At 65.8% G+C, this 18244-nt stretch carries 19 protein-coding genes; 3 read left to right on the forward strand and 16 right to left on the reverse strand.

Annotated features, from left to right (window positions below; translation table 11 throughout):
• Positions 1-15: 15 nt before the first annotated feature.
• Positions 16-897: an undecaprenyl-diphosphate phosphatase gene (locus tag F791_RS0111365; protein WP_018995298.1), complete on the reverse strand. Its 882-nt coding sequence runs from the start codon at positions 895-897 to the stop codon at positions 16-18.
• Between the two features lie 258 nt (positions 898-1155).
• Between F791_RS0111365 and F791_RS0111370 the strand changes: the two genes are divergently transcribed.
• Both F791_RS0111370 and F791_RS0111375 read left to right on the forward strand, forming a co-directional pair.
• Positions 1156-1587 (forward strand): Rrf2 family transcriptional regulator, encoded by a 432-nt coding sequence (locus F791_RS0111370; protein ID WP_018139680.1) that lies wholly within the window; start codon positions 1156-1158, stop codon positions 1585-1587.
• 24 nt (positions 1588-1611) lie between these two features.
• A complete protein-coding gene (locus tag F791_RS0111375) occupies positions 1612-3276 on the forward strand; it encodes an ExeM/NucH family extracellular endonuclease (RefSeq protein WP_019592631.1) in 1665 nt (554 codons plus the stop codon).
• Here the strand turns inward: F791_RS0111375 and F791_RS0111380 are convergent.
• From F791_RS0111380 to F791_RS0111430, 11 genes are all read right to left on the reverse strand, one after another.
• Entirely contained in the window at positions 3273-4211 is a 939-nt protein-coding gene (locus F791_RS0111380) for a mechanosensitive ion channel family protein (protein ID WP_018173923.1), read from the reverse strand. The two genes, F791_RS0111375 and F791_RS0111380, sit on opposite strands and share 4 nt — an antisense overlap.
• Before the next feature lie 11 nt (positions 4212-4222).
• Entirely contained in the window at positions 4223-5029 is an 807-nt protein-coding gene (locus F791_RS0111385) for a hypothetical protein (protein WP_019592632.1), read from the reverse strand.
• 57 nt (positions 5030-5086) lie between these two features.
• A complete protein-coding gene (locus tag F791_RS0111390; RefSeq protein WP_019592633.1) occupies positions 5087-6172 on the reverse strand; it encodes a PA0069 family radical SAM protein in 1086 nt (361 codons plus the stop codon).
• Positions 6173-6459: 287 nt separating this feature from the next.
• On the reverse strand, positions 6460-6828 hold the full coding sequence (locus F791_RS0111395; RefSeq protein ID WP_018139675.1) for a DUF1992 domain-containing protein: 369 nt from the start codon (positions 6826-6828) through the stop codon (positions 6460-6462).
• Between the two features lie 3 nt (positions 6829-6831).
• Entirely contained in the window at positions 6832-7323 is a 492-nt protein-coding gene (locus F791_RS0111400; RefSeq protein ID WP_019592634.1) for an O-acetyl-ADP-ribose deacetylase, read from the reverse strand.
• Positions 7324-7330: 7 nt separating this feature from the next.
• The gene (locus tag F791_RS0111405; protein WP_018139673.1) at positions 7331-7795 is read right to left on the reverse strand and encodes a hypothetical protein; all 465 of its coding nucleotides are present in this window, start codon (positions 7793-7795) and stop codon (positions 7331-7333) included.
• 124 nt (positions 7796-7919) lie between these two features.
• Complete coding sequence (gene pyrC / locus F791_RS0111410) at positions 7920-8957, reverse strand: dihydroorotase (RefSeq protein ID WP_019592635.1); 1038 nt, start codon at positions 8955-8957, stop codon at positions 7920-7922.
• A gap of 66 nt (positions 8958-9023) precedes the next feature.
• Positions 9024-9281 carry a DUF167 domain-containing protein gene (locus F791_RS0111415; protein WP_038057126.1) on the reverse strand — a complete coding sequence of 86 codons (258 nt, stop codon included), beginning with the start codon at positions 9279-9281 and terminating at the stop codon, positions 9024-9026.
• A gap of 5 nt (positions 9282-9286) precedes the next feature.
• Positions 9287-10033, reverse strand: coding sequence for a class I SAM-dependent methyltransferase (locus tag F791_RS0111420; RefSeq protein ID WP_018139670.1), 747 nt, complete (start codon positions 10031-10033; stop codon positions 9287-9289).
• Between the two features lie 72 nt (positions 10034-10105).
• On the reverse strand, positions 10106-10999 hold the full coding sequence (locus F791_RS0111425; protein WP_019592637.1) for a hypothetical protein: 894 nt from the start codon (positions 10997-10999) through the stop codon (positions 10106-10108).
• 164 nt (positions 11000-11163) lie between these two features.
• Positions 11164-12021: an alpha/beta hydrolase gene (locus F791_RS0111430; RefSeq protein ID WP_019592638.1), complete on the reverse strand. Its 858-nt coding sequence runs from the start codon at positions 12019-12021 to the stop codon at positions 11164-11166.
• Positions 12022-12139: 118 nt separating this feature from the next.
• Between F791_RS0111430 and F791_RS0111435 the strand changes: the two genes are divergently transcribed.
• Entirely contained in the window at positions 12140-14341 is a 2202-nt protein-coding gene (locus F791_RS0111435) for a bifunctional (p)ppGpp synthetase/guanosine-3',5'-bis(diphosphate) 3'-pyrophosphohydrolase (protein WP_019592639.1), read from the forward strand.
• A gap of 108 nt (positions 14342-14449) precedes the next feature.
• Here F791_RS0111435 and F791_RS0111440 read toward each other — a convergent pair whose 3' ends face one another.
• From F791_RS0111440 to F791_RS0111455, 4 genes are all read right to left on the reverse strand, one after another.
• A complete protein-coding gene (locus F791_RS0111440; RefSeq protein WP_018173932.1) occupies positions 14450-14833 on the reverse strand; it encodes a flagellar protein FliT in 384 nt (127 codons plus the stop codon).
• A 49-nt stretch (positions 14834-14882) separates the two neighbouring features.
• Entirely contained in the window at positions 14883-15296 is a 414-nt protein-coding gene (fliS, locus tag F791_RS0111445) for a flagellar export chaperone FliS (protein ID WP_019592640.1), read from the reverse strand.
• An 18-nt stretch (positions 15297-15314) separates the two neighbouring features.
• Complete coding sequence (gene fliD, locus F791_RS0111450) at positions 15315-16667, reverse strand: flagellar filament capping protein FliD (protein WP_019592641.1); 1353 nt, start codon at positions 16665-16667, stop codon at positions 15315-15317.
• Positions 16668-16894: 227 nt separating this feature from the next.
• Complete coding sequence (locus F791_RS0111455; RefSeq protein WP_019592642.1) at positions 16895-18211, reverse strand: flagellin; 1317 nt, start codon at positions 18209-18211, stop codon at positions 16895-16897.
• Positions 18212-18244: the final 33 nt, after the last annotated feature.

The following is an 18244-nucleotide window of genomic DNA, read 5'->3' on the forward strand; positions in this document are numbered from 1 at the left end:
TGCGCCCGACGACCATCAGTGGCCGTACATGATGTCCACGTCGAGGAAGCCGAACAGCACCAGGGCCGCCAGCGCCCAGACATAGAAGGAAAAGACCTTCAGGCGCGCGCGATAGAGGAAGAACAGCACCATCTTGAGGGAGACCACCCCGACCACCGCGGAGACCACGAACCCGACGATCAGCGGCGTCCAGGTCAGATCCCCCAGCCCATTGCCATTCGTCCAGACATCCAGCGACTGAACGGCGGTGGCCGCCAGGATCGTCGGGATTGCGAGGAAGAAGCTGTATTCGGCTGCCCAGCGCCGCTTGAGGCCCGAGAACAGCGCGAAGGTGATGGTCATCCCGCTGCGGCTCAGCCCGGGGACCAGCGCAAAGCCCTGGGCCACGCCAATCACCGTGGCGATCTTCGGCCCCAGCTTGCGCAGCCCCAGCGGACGTCGGCTCAGGCGATCCGTCCACCACAGCAGGATGCCCGTCAGCGTGAGGGTGCCGGCGATCAGCGTCGGATTCGCGAACACGTGCTCAAAGCTCGCCTTCAGCGTAAAGCCGATTGCGGCGGTGGCGAAAACCGACAAGCCGCAGAGCAGCGCGAGGCGCAGGAACAGCATCTCTCGGCCCGCGCTGCCACCGGCCGACGCCCATTGCCAGCTCTCGCGGGCGATCCCACCGCTCAGGCGCCAAAGACTCTGGCGGAATACGTAGACAATCGATACCAGCGTGCCGACATGCACAACCAGGTCGAACAGGATCATCTCCGGGCTTTCCGGCGGCGGCAGCGGCTCGCCACTGAGAATCAGCCAGTGCTGGGTGAGCACCAGGTGCGCGGTCGAACTGACCGGCAAGAACATGAAAATGCCCTGCACGACACCGAGCAGGGTGGCAACCCAAACTGTCATTCCGATTCCGGTTTTGTCCCAAAGGCGGGCGCAGTATACGGAAACGGCCCGGGAAACGGTGTTACCGGGTTCGCGCCCCGGCACTCGCTTTCATATACCCAACGTACTTGTTTTTGCGCCAGTACACCCTTATCTTGCCGTTATACATTCACATAGCCGTATATTTGGCAGCCGACCAACCGAACCCGTGCGACCCGCGAGAACGTACGGGACCTGGCGAGCGCCGATCTGGCCTGCAAACCGCCAACGAGTCACCCCATGCAACTAACTCGCTTCACTGATTTCTCCCTGCGCGTCCTGATGTACCTCACGGTCCAGCCCGACGACCAGCGCGTCACCGTCACCGAGATCTCTGAACGCTTCGGCATTCCGCGCAACCACTTGGTCAAGATCGTTCACCAGCTGGGCCAGAAGGGGTATCTGATCACCCGCCGCGGCAAGGGCGGCGGCATCTCGCTCGCTCGCGCACCCGAGTCGATCAATATCGGGGCCGTCGTACGCGACATGGAGCCCAACCTCAAGGTCGTCGATTGCGAGAGCCCGATGTGCCCGATCCTGCCCGGCTGCCAGCTGCGCGGGGTACTGGACGACGCCCGCGATGCCTTCCTCGCGGTGCTCGATCAATACACGGTGCGCGATGTCACCCAGTCACCCGAACACCTGCGGTCCCTGCTACGCTATAGCGCCTGACCCCACTGCCCCGAGGACGCCGCCATGGATCGGCACGTGACCTCCCGCCGACCGCTATCGGCCGCAACCCCGCTGCTTGTGGCCCTTGCGCTTGCCGCACCGCCTGCGCTTGCGCTGGCACCCGCCTGCCCGTCCGACAGAGCCAGCCTCACGACCGACGAACTGCTGGCCGAACCTCCGGCGGACGACGCCTCCGTCGTTCTGGAGGGCATCGTGACCGGCGTCTTCATGGGTGACGATCAACTGGGCGGCTTCTACCTGCAGAACGACGAGTCCGACAGGCCAACCGGGCTGTTCGTCTATGCCCCGCGCCAAGAGCCGGTTACGCCGGGTGATCGGTTGCGCGTACAGGGCCGCTTTGGCCACCACCACGGCCGTCCCCAGCTCGCCCGCATCGACGGCATCGAGACCTGCGGAAGCGGTCGGCTGCCCGAGCCGGTGACACTCGAGCTCCCGCGCGACGCCGAACGACTGTCTGACTTCGAGGACGTGCGCGTGCGCTTTGATCAGACGCTGACCGTATCGGGCCACCATGAACTCGAGCGCTACGGCAACCTGAAACTCTCCGCCGGCGGGCGCCTGTGGCACCCGGGACAAACGGGCGCGTTCGACGACCACGACCATGCCGAACGCCGCATCGTGCTGGACGACGGCAGTTACCGCGCCCGTCCGGACCCCATCCCCTATCTCGACGACCAGGGGACGCGGCGCGTTGGCAGCCAGGTCACGGGCCTGACCGGCATCCTGACCCACGCCTTCGATGCCCACCGCCTGCATCCGACCGAAACGCCTGAGTGGGAGGGGGGCACCCGACCCGAGGCGCCGAACCCGGCGACAGGCGGTGCACTGCGCATCGTTACTGCCAACATGGAGAATGACTTTGTCACGCTGGGCGAGCGTGGCGCGGCCAATCGCGCCGAACGCCAGCGGCAGGAGGCCAAGCTGAATGCCGCCCTGCTCCCTCTGAACGCCGACCTGATTGCGGCCATCGAACTGGAAAACCGCCCCGTCGCCCGCGAACGCCTGATCGAGCGCCTGAATCAGCACGGCGACCTCACCTACGAGGCGGTACGGCATCCCGCGCCGGGGACGGACGCGATCAAGGTGGGCATAACCTACCGCCCCGATCGGCTGGAACTGCTGGAAGTCGTCGCCGACGAAGACCGTGTGCATCACCGTCCACCGCTGCTTGCATGGTTCGGCACACCGGAAGGTGAACCCCTGTTCGGGGTCGTGGCGGTGCACTTCAAGGCCAAATCCGGATGTCCGTCCAGCGGTGACGTCGATCACGGCCAGGGCTGCTGGAACGAGCGGCGCACGGCCCAGGCCGAACGCCTGGCACAGTGGATCGAACAGGAGCGTCGCGACGGGCTGCCCGTGATCATTGCCGGCGACCTGAACGCCTACGCCGCGGAAGACCCGCTCCGTGTGCTACGCGAGGCGGGGAAACGGGATCTGGTCCATACCGAGCCTGACCGGGCCTACAGCTATGTCTTTCGCGGCCAGTCCGGGCAACTGGACTACTTGCTCGGCCCCGGGGGAATCGCTGAACACGTCGGGGACGCCGGCTCCTGGGCGATCAACGCCGACGAACCGGCCTTTCTGGGATTTGACGGGAGCCAGCCCGTCGACGGGCCATGGCGCGCCTCCGACCACGACCCCGTCTGGCTGGACCTGCGGGTCGACTAGTCACGGGTCGGAAGTTGTTCTGACGCTCCTGCGTCGGCCTCCGGCTCGGTGGCTTTTTCCCCAACCTTCTCGGCGGCCTCCGTCTCCTCGTCGCTCAGGTTGTCCTGGATAAGCCGCACGGGGATCGGCCCGCCATCGATATGGCTCAGCGTGCGCTGCGGGAACGGGATCTCGATACCCGCCTCGTCCAGCGCGGCCTTCACCTGCATGTGCATACTGTTGCGCAGATCCAGGAATTTCTCGCGCCGCGCCCAGACGGACAGCTGAATCTTCAGCGCGGAATCCCCGTACTCGAGGAAGATGAACAGCGGTTTGGGTTCCTCCAGACAGACCGGATTTCGGTCCGCCACGTCCATCAGGATGTCGCGCAGCGCCTTCAGGTCGGTGCGATAGGCCACCCCGATCTGCATGTCCAGGCGGCGGATCGGGAAGCGCGTCATATTGGTGATCTGCGACTTCACCAGGCTCTCGTTCGGCACCCGCACCAGCAGGTTGTCGAAGGTGCGGAGCTTCACCGATAGCAGGTCGATGGACAGCACCTCCCCGGTCGCGTCCCCCACCTTGATGATGTCACCCACCGAGAAGGGCCGCTCCCCGATCAGGAACAGCCCCGAGATCAGGTTGGACGCCGAGGTCTGCGAGGCAAAGCCCAGCGCGACCGTCAGGATGCCGGCCGCCCCCAGCAGCACGGTGAGATCGAAACCCAGCTCGCGCAGCCCGGACACAACCGCCAGGACGATAATCACGTAGAAGCTGATGCGGCGCATCAGCATGATCTGCTGGGCATCCATATGCCGGCCGAAGGCCCGCGTAAGGTTGCGCGAGACCAGTCGCGCCACGATCAACCCGACGACGATGTAGAGCGAGGCCCGCAGCGCGGCCAGAAAGCCGTCGCTGGTCAGAAAGTCCATGGTGCCTTGTATCCAGCCGTCCATTCAGTGTTTCCCTATTGGAACAGGGCGCTGAACGCCCGCACCATCACATGCCGCCCGCCCACCTCGCGCGGCTCGGCGATCCGCTCGGCCCCCTCGGCCTCAGCGGGCGGCCCGGCATCGATCTTCATCGCCGCCATGTCCTTGTCTTCCTCGCGCTCCATGCGGACCGCCGGGGTCCACAGGCGGTTGTGGCGATCGGCATAGACCGGCAGACGCGGCACCGGCAGGTTCACGCGCTCCAGGAACAGCGCATCGAGCGCCTTGTTGTGGATCGTCAGCGGCGTGACCACGCGGTGCGGACGCTCCGGGACATCCTCCAGAGCCAGCCGCGCCTGGGTGCGCGTGGCGTAGCACAGCTCCCCCTCGACCGTACTGGGACCGAACCAGGTGTCCGAAGGCACATAGACCGGGAATTCATGTGCCCGCGCATCGCCCAGATAGAACTGGACCCAGGCAGGCGAACTGAGAAACAGCGTGACCCGGCCCTGAGCCGGCACGTAGAACGGGTTTTCCGGCCGACTGACCATCGGACGGTCGGCCAGAGCGATCCGCAGTTCCGGTTGTGTGTCGCCGGTAGCACCGGCGAAGCGCAGACGCTCGGAGAGCGACTCGGGCCACTCGGCGTCGGTCGGTACCTCGATATCCAGCGTCGCATCGGCGGCGTCGCGCGGCCGGTCCAGGCCCAGGCGCCATTCCGCCGGGGTATGTTCGAGCCAGATATCCAGCGGCCCGACGGACCAGCGTCCGATACGCCCCTGTGGCAACGACCAGTGCCCCCACCAGGTCGGCCGCTTCCCTGTCTTGTCCTTGTCGGTCATCCCTGGTGGTGTCCTGTGTCCGTTGCCGATGTGCTCGACGACCACTGTAGCGCACTCCTAAAACAGATCCATCTGGGGGCCGCGGTCGGCTTCCGGTGCTGCCGGCGGGGAGAAGCGCGTCGTATCCAGTTCCGCCAGGCGGCCGGCCAGACCCGCACGGCGCCGGGCCAGGCGAAAGCGCTGACGCAGCAGTGTTGCATAGGGGCCCGCCCCGACCATCCGGTGGCCGAAGGTCGAATCGTACAACTGGCCCCCGTGCGCCTCGCGCAAGCGCTGCAGCACATGGTCCGCTTTCAGCGGGTGGTACGTGCGCAGCCAGTCCTCGAACAACGGCGCCACCTCCCGCGGCAGGCGCAACAGGACATAGCCGGCGCTGCTCGCCCCGGCCTCGCGCGCTGCGTCCAGCAACGATTCGAGCTCGCCGTCAGTCAGCACCGGGATCAGGGGCGCGACCAGCACCGCCACCGGCACCCCGGCCTCGCTCAGTCGCCGCATGGTTTCCAGACGCCGCTGGGGCGCGGCCGCGCGGGGTTCCAGATGGCGCGACAGCGCCCGATCCAGCGTGGTCACGGAGACCGCCACCTGAACCAGCCCCTCCTCCGCCATGGGTCCCAGCAGGTCGAGGTCCCGTTCAACCAGCGCGGACTTGGTCACGATCGAGACCGGATGCCGCGCCTCGGCTAGCACCTCCAGGACCTCCCGCGTAATACGCCACTCGCGCTCCACGGGCTGATAGGCATCCGTATTGATGCCCAGAGCCAACGGGGTCACGCGGTGCGCGGGGCGTGCCAGTTCGCGGCGCAGGCAGTCGGCCGCGCCCAACTTGGCGAATAATCGGCTCTCGAAATCCAGCCCCGGCGACAGCCCGACATAGGCATGTGCCGGCCGCGCGAAACAGTACGCGCAGCCGTGCTCACAGCCCCGGTAAGGGTTCAGCGACAGTTCGAACGGGACATCCGGCGATTGGTTCCAGGACAGCACCTTGCGCGGGCGTTCCGGCGTCACCTCGGTGCGCAGCGGCCGGGGCTCTTCGTGTTCACCCACCCAGCCATCGTCAAATGCTTCGCGGTGCCTGGTCTCGAAGCGCGCGAGGGGCTGGATCGTCGCGCCGCGGCCACGAACCGGTCCATCACGCTGGTTCATCGGCGCGGGCCGTCAAGGGAAGCGCTGATCCATGTACACGCTCGCGCTCGAGTCGCTTTTGCGTGCGAACAAGGCGCGGCGACTGCCGTGCAGTCATTCTGCACAAGGGAGCCGCAACGCCGTGCGCGCACCCGTTTTTGATAACAACGGGCGGCCAAGCCCCTTCGGGGTTGGCACCCCAGGTTCCCCGATCCTGCGTTGCGTCCCTTGTCGGTAGAACCACTACCGGCTACGCACCGCGCCCTGTCTCGGAAAACCTGGGGTACCAACGCGAGCGTGTACATGGATCAGTGCTTCCCTAGCCGCTCGCAGAGCTGGCGAAAATACCCGGATTCGGAGATCAGGCCGCGCCCCTCTTCCGACTGGTTCAGCCGATCCAGCAGCATCCGCAGGCGCCGCGCCGCCCGGTCGCGGGTGGCCGCGTCGTCAGCGGCTTGCAGCAAGGCCTCCGCCGAGGCGATATCGCCGCGCAGGCGCACGGCCTCCGGCACATACCCTGCGTTTTTCATCACTCGAAACGCCAGCCGCAGCTCCTGTGGCACATCGCGGTCATCGTCGAGTTCCAGCGGCCGCCCGACCCCGGGCAGATCATCGAACTCGCCCCGCCGAGCGGCCTCGGCGAGCTTCGCCTCGACTTGTGTCTCGGAGAGCAGCATGCGTCACCGCTCGAGCCGGATGCGGTAGACATCCGCATCCGCCGCACTGAATGCGCAGACCAGCAGGCTGCGAAACTGGTCCTCCTGCGCCCGCAGCTGTTTCAGCGCGATACCGGCCGCGCGGTCCTTGGGAAAGCGGTAGACGCCGGTGCTGATCAGGGGAAAGGCCACCTCGCGCAGGCCATATTCGATCGCCAGTTCCAGGCTTGCGCGGTAACAGGAGGCCAGCAGCGTGTCCTCGCCCGCCTGGCCGCCCTCCCACACGGGACCGACGGTGTGGATCACGTACTCGGCCGGCAGGCGAAACCCGGGGGTGATGCGCGCCTCGCCGGTCGGGCAGCCACCAAGGGCCCGGGTCGCCTCCAGCAGCTCGGGGCCAGCGGCGCGATGAATGGCCCCGTCGACACCGCCGCCGCCCAGCAGGCTCTCGTTGGCGGCGTTGACGATCGCATCCACCTCCAGGGTGGTGATGTCGCCCTGTACGACCGAGATCATGGCTGCCCTACGCCGGCACCATCCAGAGGGTCAGTGACAGCAGGATGGCCGTCATGCTCAGGCCGATCACCGGCAGCATCATGACCCCGGCCAGCGCCTCGCGCCGGAACAGGCGGAAGGCCATCCCGATGAGCGTCAGGGCCCAGCCGAAGGCGACGAAAAACGCCAGTGCGAAGATCTCGTTGCTCCACAGCACGATCAAGGCCACCGGCAGCGCCAGATTCAGGAACACCACGCCCAGCTCCTGCGAGCCTGCGGCACGCCCCGCGGTCAGCGCGTAGCCATAGGCGGCCCAGACCATCACCATGCCAAACGCCAGCGCGCCTGCGGCCGGCGACTCCAGCGGCGCGCGCAGGATAGCCGCGCCATGCGGCTCCAGGCCCACGCCCAGCGCGATGATCAGCAGGCCTACCCCCACACTGATCAGCAGCCAGAACCACAGGGTTCCGCGTTGTACGTCCGGTTCGGTCATGTGCCCTCCCTGGGGTCGGAAATTGGCTACGCAATGCAAACGATGTCTGTACTACCGGGGACCACGGGGACGGCTTGAGGTTCGGACCCGCCACCGCCGCTGTCGTGTCGGTCACGCCGTGGGATCAATGCCGCGCCAGCTGCCAGGCAACCGTTTCGCCCGCGCGCAAGGGCACGCCCGGGTCATGGCCGAACAGCACCGCCTCCGGCACGGTCCAGTCCACCCGCTCCAGCGTGATCGTATCGGTATTGCGCGGCAGGCGGTAGAAATCCGGGCCGTGGAAGCTGGCGAAGCCCTCCAGCTTGTCCAGCGAATCCACAGAGGCGAAGGCCTCGGCATAGAACTCGATCGCCGCGTGGGCCGAATAGATGCCCGCGCAGCCACAGGCGGACTCCTTCGCATGCCGCGGGTGCGGGGCGCTGTCGGTCCCGAGGAAGAAGCGTGGGTGCCCGCTGGTAGCAGCACGCAACAGGGCCTGGCGGTGGCGCTCGCGCTTCAGGATCGGCAGGCAGTAGTGATGCGGCCGGATGCCGCCGACGAACAGCGCATTGCGGTTGTACAGAAGGTGCTGCGGGGTGATGGTCGCGGCGATGTTCTCCGGGCCCGATTCGACAAACGCCACCCCCGATTCGGTCGTGGTGTGCTCCAGCACCACCCGCAGGTCCGGAAACTCGCGAATCAGCGGCTGCAGGTGGCGTTCGATAAACACCGCCTCGCGGTCGAAGATGTCGACCTCCGGATCGGTCACCTCCCCATGCACCAGGAGCGGCAGATCGACCCGCTGCATCGCCTCGAACACCGGGTAGCATCGCCGGATATCCGACACGCCACTGGCCGCGTTGGTCGTCGCCCCCGCCGGGTACAGCTTCACGCCGTGAATGAACCCGCTGGCCTTTGCCGCCTCGATCATCCCGGGCGTGGTCGCCTCGGTCAGATAAAGCGTCATCAGCGGCTCGAAGTCCGCCTCATCCGGAAGGGCAGCGAGGATGCGCTCGCGATACTCGGCCGCCGCCTCGACCGTCGTCACCGGCGGCTTGAGGTTCGGCATGATGATCGCGCGGCGAAAACGCCGGGCGGTATCCGGCAGCACGCTGCCGAGCACATCGCCATCGCGCAGATGCAGGTGCCAGTCGTCGGGTCGGGTAATCGTCAGACGGTTCATGGGATCCTGGAAGAGTCGCGGGAGCCCTGGCGGCTCCATTGAGGAAACGCTGATTGTATCCGGCGATCAGGATAACGCGCGGCGGATTTGCTCCTCGCCGTAACCCTCGATCGCCACGGTCTTGTCGCGCGCGGTCGCACCCGCCACGACGGTCACGTCACGGGCCGGGCAGCCCAGCGTCTTCGCCAGCAGGGCGCAAGCGGCCTCGTTTGCCCGGCCTTTCTCTGGTGGGGCCTGCACGCGAAGCTTGAGGATATCCCCCATCCAGGGGCCAATCGCATCGCGCTTGCTGCCCGGCGCCACGCGGACCCTAAGGCGAGCCAAACCGCCTAGTCGGCCGGCCGCGTCGCCAGGTAGGCGCTGAATACGCCGAGCTGCACATCGCGCTCGACCTCGCGGAAACCGACATCCTCCAGCACGCCCATGATCTTCTCCGGCGGCACGCACTCGTTGATCGTGTCCCAGAAATAGCGCATCAGCAGATGGCCATCCGGGTCACGGGTCAGCAGGCGGCTGAGAAACGGGATGAAGTCGCGGAAGTAGAACCGCGCCATCTTGAACTGGCGCTCCGTGCTGGGGCGCGAGACCTCGAGGATCATGCAGCGACCGCCCGGCTTGAGCACACGGAAGTACTCGCCAAACAGCTCGTGCAGGTCGCGCACATGGCGCAGGCCGTACCCCATGTACACGCGGTCGAACTGCTTGTCCGGCAGCGGCAACTGCTCGCCCAGACCCTCGATGAAGCGCGCCTTGATCGAGCGCCGGGCCACGTCGATCATGCCGCGGCTGGGATCGACACAGGTGATGTTCTCGTCACCGACCACCTTGCGCACCTCGCGCGCCACCGGGCCCGTGCCCGTCGCGACATCCAGGACATCCATACCGGGCTTCAGGCCGGACTGCTTCAGCGCGTAGCGGCGATACGCCTGGCCGGTGCCCAGAAAGCCCCAGCGCAGGATGCGGTCGTAATGCGGTGCCGTCCGGTCGAACAGGTCATCGACAAACGCCCGCTTTTCCGACTCGTCGCCGTAATAGTCCTTCAATACCGGATGCGGCTTGTACCCCGGATCATTCATCCACTTCCCCCTTCTGCGCGCCGCGCGCGCCCAATGCCAGTTCAATGCCCGCGAGAGGCGGGGCCCTGCGGGCTAGCCCTCGCGGTACAGCCCTTCGATTTCCACTAACAGTTCGCTGCGGCAGATATCCCCATGCAGCAGCAGGATGTCGACGTCTTCGCCCAGGCACTCGCGCAGATGCCGCTGCGCGCGAGCACCGTCTGCTCGGTGGCGCAGATAGACCTTCAGCATCGACAGGTCGCCGGGATCGCGCAGAGCCACAGCGCCCTCCTCGGAGGCCGCCGCCAGCAGCACCCCGATATTGCGCAGGCTCTCGTCGATCTGGGCCTCGAGATCCTCCGCGTGCCGGCTTTCGTGGCCTACGATGCTGGCCGTGCCGGAGATGAACAGTTCCGCGGCCCCGCACGCCTCCTGGCTCATCCGCGCCCGCGCGAACGACGGGCTGCGCGGCCCGTACTGCCGCGGATAGCGAAACGCGCTGACCTGGCGCGGATTCTCGATCCGCAGCGTGGCCTCGCGCATGGCGATGAAGTAGATCAGCATGCCGTCGGCATGCGTGCCAATGGCCGTCGCCGCCGGCAGGTGCCGCTCGAAATCCGGCAGGGCCTCGAACACCCGGGCACGCCCGGCACAAAAACTGCGATAGCGCTCCTGGCCGTTCAGTTCCTGGTTGATCGCAGGGAAGTAGTTCCAGGCCCGCACCAGGTGTTCGAACCCCCGCTCCTGGCATGCCTCGAGGATCGCATGATAGGCGTGCTCGGTGATGGCCCCGGGGTCCTCGGCGGCGCCATGCGGCCGATACCAGCAGCCCACGAGCCGGTCCCCCGCATGCGCCAGCATCAGGTCATCGATCTGCTCGGTGCGCACCGCACCCGCTGCGTACCAGAGCTCGGGCGCCGCCTCGCGGCCTTCCGGGATCTCCAGCGGCTCGAGGCCAAGGGCAATATCGATGCCGTCCGGGCGCAACGTGGCCCCGGTAACGGGACCGAAACGCAGCGTGAGTACCGGTGCGTCACTCCGGCCTTCCTGCCGGCTGATCGCGAGCCCCGGTGGGCCTAATTCAAGCTGAGGCATTCATGCGTCCATGCCGTTCAAGACGGGCACAAAAGACGCCGATTCTAGCACCGCACCTACTCCCCGTCCCCATTCGTCGCATCCCGCGGGCGCAGCTCCAGACCTGCATCCTCCAGAAACGCGCGCAGCCCCTCGATGTAGCGCGAACCGGTCGCCCGAAAGGCGTCATTGTGCCCGCCGTCCATCTCCATCAACTGTGCCCCATCGCCGCCCGCCTCCAGCAGGCGTTCGGCATGCGCAAACGGCACGATCTCGTCCTCGCGCGCATGAGCAAACAGCAGCGGAGCCTCGATCGCCCCCACCCGTCCGAGCACGTCGTACTCATGCCGGATCAGCGCCCGCACCGGGAGCCAGGGGTAGACCTCCGCGCCGAGATCGGCGGCCGAGGTGAAGGCCGCCTCCAGGATAACGGCCGCAGGGCTCTTGGTCTCGGCCAGCCGCGCCGCCACGGCTGCGCCCAGGGAACGGCCGAACAGTACGATCTCCTCGGGTTCGTACTCCAGATGCTCGCGTAGCCAGTTCCACGCCGCACGGGCATCTTCATAGGTGCCCTCCTCGTCAGGTCGCCCCTGGCTGTTGCCGTACCCACGGTAGTCGATGATCAGCACCGCGAGCCCCAGATGATGGAACTGCTCGAGCGACTCCAGGCGGTGGCCGATATTCCCCGCATTGCCATGCAGGAACAGCAAGACCGGCGCATCATCCTCCGGACCCGGCAGGTACCACCCGTGCAGCCGCACGCCGTCTTCGGTCTCGAGCGCCACATCCTCGTACTCCAGCCCGATGTTCGCGGGACTGCCGACCACATTGCTGCTGGGCATGTAGATCAGCCGGTCCTGCGTCAGGTAGATCAGCCCCACGAACAGGGCGTACCCAACCGCCAGAATCAGCGCCAGTTTGAACAGGTTCAGCATGATCCGATCGTGACCCGGCAGGTGTCCGATGGCAAGCCAAAGCGGTAGGCCGTCGTATGACTCCCCTTCGGACAAAGCCTTTGCCCGGCGGACGGCTGACGTACAATACCTAGCGATCATGCGCCATTCGCTACTCACCAACACCGAGCTGCAGGGCCTGGACCGCGACCAGCTGGTCGCGCGCTTTGCCGGGCCCAACGGCGATGCCGCGTCGGCAACCGCGCTGGCGGATGCGCTGGACCTGGCGCTGGCTTCGGTGGATGCCTCCGGCCTGGAGTCTCATCCGCTGGACGTGGCCGAGGTCCTGCGCCATCTGAACGTGGACCGGCAGACCATCACCGCCGCGCTCCTGGTCAGCGCCTATCTGGCCCGACAGATCGACGAGCGCGCCCTCAAGGAGCGCTTTGGCGACTCGATTGCGCGCTTGACCGTCAACGTCGCGGCCCTGGTCAGCCGTCGCTTCGAGGCCCCGGTCGGACGACCGGAACAGGCCGAACGCCTGCGCCGCATGCTGATGGCGATGGTCGACGACGTGCGCGCGGTGCTGATCAAGCTCGCCTACCGGGTGCAGCACCTGCGCCTGACCGTGAAGGAGCCGGACGACGGCGCGCGCGTGCTCGCCCAAGAGACCCTGGACGTGATCGCCCCGCTGGCGAACCGCCTGGGCGTGGGCCAGCTGAAATGGGAGATGGAAGACCTCGCGCTGCGCATCCTCGAACCCGAGACCTACCGCGAGATCGCCAAGGGGCTGGAGGAGAACCGCACTGAGCGCGAGACGTATGTAGAGCGCTTCGCCCATACCCTGCGCGACCGGCTGGCCGAAGCCGGCATCCAGGCGCGCGTGTTCGGGCGGCCCAAGCACATCTACAGCATCTGGAAGAAGATGCAGCGCAAGCAGACCTCGCTGGACGAGCTCTACGACCTGCGCGCCACCCGTGTAATCGTCGATGAGCTCGCCACCTGCTACACCGTGCTCGGCATCGTGCACAACGACTGGCGCCACCTGCCCAGCGAGTTCGATGACTACATCGCCAATCCCAAGGACAACGGCTACCAGTCGTTGCACACCGCGGTGGTCGGCCCCGAGGGCAAGGTCGTCGAGGTGCAGATCCGCACCCGCGAGATGGACGACTTCGCCGAACTCGGGGTTGCCGCGCACTGGCGCTACAAGGAGGGCGGGCGAGAGGATCAGGCACTCAACCGTGCGATCAGCAGCCTGCGCCAGTTGCTGGAGGCCGCGGACAACTCCGACCAGAATCTGCTCGACGAGATCCAGAGCGAGCCGCTGCACCAGCGCGTATTCGTGCTCACGCCCCAAGGCGAGGTGATGGACCTGACCCAGGGCGCCACGCCACTGGACTTCGCCTACGCCGTGCACACCGAGGTCGGCCACCGCTGCCGGGGGGCCAAGGTGGACGGGCATATCGTACCGCTGACCTACAAGCTGAAGTCCGGCGAACGCGTCGAGGTGCTGACCACCCGCGAGGGCGCCCCGAGCCGCGACTGGCTCAACCCCAATCTCGGCTACCTGAACACCGCCCGCGCCCGCTCCAAGGTGCGCACCTGGTTCCGCCAGCAGCACCAGGACGAGCACCTGGCCACCGGCAAACACCTGATCGACCGGGAATGTCAGCGTCTGGGCTGCGGTTCCAATCTGGACCGCAATGCGCTCGCCGAAGCCATGAAGTTCCAGACCTTCGACGAGCTGCTGATCGCGCTCGGCGCCGGGGATATCACCACGAACCAGATCGCCGGGCGCCTCTCCCAGCAGCTGCGCGAGCAGCGCCAGGCGGAAAAGGCCCGTGCCGAACAGGCGGCCCCCCCGCAACCCGCAGAACCGCGCCGCGAAGAACGCATCCAGGACGACGAGATCCGCATCCGCGGCGTCGGCGGCCTGCTGACCTCCCGCGCGCGCTGCTGCAACCCACAACCGGGCGACCCGATCGTCGGCTTCATCACCCGCGGCGCCGGCGTATCCGTCCACCGCAGCGACTGCGTCAACATCCTGCGTATGCCGGAGGAGAAGCGCGGCCGCCTGATCCCCGTATCCTGGGGCGACGAACCCGAACGCGAACCCATCACCCTCGAGCTCGAGGCCCACGACCGCGCCGGCCTGCTCGGCGAAGTCGGCAATGCCTTCTCCGCCAGCGGCATCAACCTGCTGCGCGTGAACACCCGAACCGACCCCAACGACCGCAGCGTCCACATGGAACTCGAGGCCGAGATCACCGACCTCGGCGAACTCAGCACCCTGTTCGACCGCCTGCAGTCCCTCGGCAGTGTCCAGTCCGTCCGCCGCATCCCCAACCCGTCAGCCTGAGCCCGGCTACGTAAGCACTACTGCATCGTCCAGAGGGCTGGCCTCCTACGCCAACACGGCCACCTGTAGGAGCGCAGCCCTCTGCGCGATCCAACGTTGGACAGGCCCCTAACCGCCGGGCTTCATCGGCCCGGAGCGCATGGAGTTACGGCGGGTGTTCTCGTAGGCGTTGGTGCCTTTCCGCCCCGCGCGCAGTTCGCGCAACTGGCGGCTGGCATCACCGCGGCGTTCGGTCAGGATCGGAACGGTGTCTTCGTAGAACGCCGACAGGCGTTCCAGCGCGCTGCGCAGGGCCTCGCCCGTGTCATCACGCAATGGTACGGGCTCTTCGCCAAACGCGCGTTCGACCAGCACGCGCGCCTTCAGGTCGAGCTCTTCCAGGCGGTCCCAGTCTTCTTCGCGGATGGCCTGGTCCATCAGGCCGCGTACGGCCTCCACCGCATCCTCCAGCGTTGCACCGGAGTCCTCTGTACCCGCATCGTTTGTCGTCATGATCGGCGAACGACAGCACGCGGCAATCCCGCGGTCAAGGTCAGACGCCTCAACCGGCCTTGCGCTGACGTTCCTCCGGTGGAATCTCGTCCCAGCCGGCCTTGATCTCGCGCAGAAGCTTGGCGACCTCGTCCAGCGCCGCCGGGTCATTCTGCGCGTTGCCTTCCAGCAGACGCCGGGTCATGTACGCATAGAGTGCATCCAGGTTTCCGGCCAATTCCGGGCGATGCTTGTGATCCAGCATCGCACGCAGTGACTCGACGATATCAATCGCCTTGCCGATCTTCTCGCCCTTGAGCGACACATTGCCTTGCTGCATCGCCCCCTTGGCAACCGCAATGCGCTCCAGCGCTCCCTCGAACAACATCTGGATCAGACGATGCGGATCGGCCACCTGGGCCTCGGCCAGCGCGCCCGATTGCCGATACTGACTCACCGCGCGATTCATACCCGGTCCGTACATGTCGTGTTCTCCCCAAGATTACCTGGACTGGTTCCTGGCCAGTGGCGTGTTGGCCAGTTGCCCCATGAGCTGGTCGCCGGTGGCCTGCAGCTGGGCGACCATCGAATCCATCCGCGAAAACTGGCGCACCCACTGCGCCTCCATTCGTTCGATTCGGGCATCGAGATCTTCACGCTGCCGTTCGATCCGGCTGAGGTCGCTCTGCAGCCCGTCCTGGCGCACCTGAATCAGGCCATCGCGGCCCGTAAAGCTGTCGGTGACTTCGCGCATGTTTCCGGCAATCTCGCGAACCGTGCCCGACACATTCTCGAACCCGTCACGGTCCATCGCCTCCTGGAATCGGGTGCTGTCGAAGCTCAGGGTGCCGTCACGGTTGCTCACAATTCCGAGCTCCGCCAGCGTACGATTGCTGGCTTCGCTGTTCTCGGCCGGCTGGATCAGGGCATTGCCCAGACGGCTGCGGACACCGCGAACGGTGCTGTCACCCGCCAGAATCGCCGCCTCGTCCTCTTCTGGGTCATAGGCGGTCAGCTCGCTCGTCCGGCCGATCAATGCGTTGTAGTTCTCCACGAAGCCCTGCAGCAGGGACTCGAGTTCATCCCGGTCTTCGGATACCGACACGGTGGTCGGCCCGTTCGACACGCCGGTCAGCTCGATCTCCAGTCCCTCGATCGTGTCCGAAAGCGTGTTCGAAGAGCTGGTAACGGCAAGGCCGTTAATCACGGCTTCGGCATCCTGCGCCGCCCGGGTTTCGACCATATTGTTGCTGTCCAGGCGGCCCAGGCCACCCGGATCGCCGTCGGCGGTCACCTGGATCTGGTTGTCGGCGCCTGTTTCATTGGCCTCCATAACCAGGCGGGCCCCGGAACCGTCATTCACGATGGATGCCCGTACGCCGGCATCGGAGTCGTTGATCGCATTGCGCAGATCGCGCAGCGTCATCCCTTCCTCGACGTCCAGCGTTACCGCGGCGCCCGAACCAACCTGGATCGTCAGTTCGCCCGCACCAACCGCGTCATCCGCGCTGTCGAAATCGCCCGGTGCCGAGGCCACAATCTGCGACTGCGCCAGCCGGTTGACCTCCAGCGAGAAGTCCCCGTTGTCGGCGTCTCCGGTGACCGTCACATTGGCCACACCCTCGTCGCTGACGCTCGCCGACTGCTCCGGTTCGAAACCGGAAAGATCGCCCAGCACCGAACCAACCTGATCCACGCTGCTGGTCAGTTCGCCAAATGCCGAGATCTGCGCGTCAATGCGCTCCTCGCGCTGGTTCAGGCGCTGTTCCTTGGGCTCGCGCTCCGCCGCCACGAGCTGCCCGACGATTTGATTGAGGTCCAGGCCGGACCCGACTCCGAGAGAACTGATCGCCATCTGATGCTACCTCTAGCGGCCCGGGTACCCAGGCCCTTGATCACGTCGTTATGCAGGATAACGACCGGAAACCCGATTTCTTGAGTCCCGTATGACCGCATCGTGATGACGGGCGTTCGGCACTCGGTTCTATTCTGGTCCATATCCGCAAATTCCGCAGCCCTGGCCACAAAAAAGGCGGACAGCCTTGCGACTGCCCGCCGTTCGGACTCACTGGAATCCTTGGCTTACTGCAACAGTGCCAGCACGTTCTGCGACGTGGCGTTCGCCTGCGACAGTACGGAGGTCCCCGCCTGCTGCAGGATCTGGGCACGGGTCAGCTCCGCGGTTTCCTCGGCGAAGTCGGCATCCCGGATCCGGGAGCGGGCCGCATCGAGGTTCTCCGAGGAGATCTCCAGGTTGGCGATGGTGTTCTCGAAACGCACCTGCACCGAACCCAGGTCGGCTCGCAGGGAGTTCACCTGGTTCAGCGCTCCGTCGACGATCGCGAGGGCCTCGGTGGCACCATTACGGCTTCCAATGTCTACGTCGGTGAGATTCAACGGATCCGATTCAGTGCCATCGAACAAAGTGATCGAAGTGGCATCTGAGTTGTCATCGCCTTCACCATCGCTGAGAGTTACATCACCGCCATCTACTTCAAACGCGGTGTCAAAGTTGCCGCGAATCGCTATAGTGGTTTCACCATCATTGTTGGTGATCAGCGATGCACTTAGGCCAGCATCGCGAATCGCACTCACCGCAGCGTCCGTATCCAGATCGCCGCTTTCGAACCCTTCATCTGCGACGGCTTCACCTTCGGGTGAGGATAGTGCCGTATTGATCTGACGGACCGCGTCTTCTAGAGAGGTCACTTCGCTGAGATCAACCTCCAGTTCGACTCCCAAACCTTCATCTTCGCCCTCTCCCCCAAGGACACCGACTTTATCGAGCGTGATCGTCAAGTTGTCAATGGATTCAATTCCGACATCGTTGATCTGTTCCTGGGTCAGCCCTCCTTGTTCCTCATCCGCATCGCCCACGGCGATCGCCCGGCCAAGTTCAGTTGCCCGCGCATCGGCGCCGGACACCGCGATGTTCTGACCCTGGTTGGCCCCGATCTGGAAGAAGATGTCGTTCAGCGCACCGTCCAGGATGGCATCGCCGTTGAACTCGGTCTCGTTGGCCACACGGCTGATTTCGGCCACGAGCTGCTGGGCCTCGTTGTTCAGGGCCTCGCGGTCGGACGACGAGTTGGAGTCGTTCGCCGCCTGCACGGACAGTTCACGGATACGCTGCAGCGCATCGCCCACGGTACTCAGCGCACCCTCGGCGGTCTGCGAGAACGAGATGCCGTCGTTGGCATTGCGCACGGCCTGGTTCAGGCCGTTGATCTGCGTGCTGAAGCGCTCGGAGATGGCCAGACCGGCAGCATCATCCTTTGCGCTGTTGATTCGCAGGCCCGAGGACAGCCGCTCGAGGCTCTGGCCCAGGGCACCCTGCGACTGGCTCAGATTGCGCTGAGCATTCAGGGACAGGATGTTCGTGTTGATAACTTGGGACATGATTACGTCTCCTTACGGCATAGCTTTAGACCG

The sequence above is a fragment of the Thioalkalivibrio sp. ALRh genome (assembly GCF_000381425.1).
GTDB lineage: Bacteria > Pseudomonadota > Gammaproteobacteria > Ectothiorhodospirales > Ectothiorhodospiraceae > Thioalkalivibrio.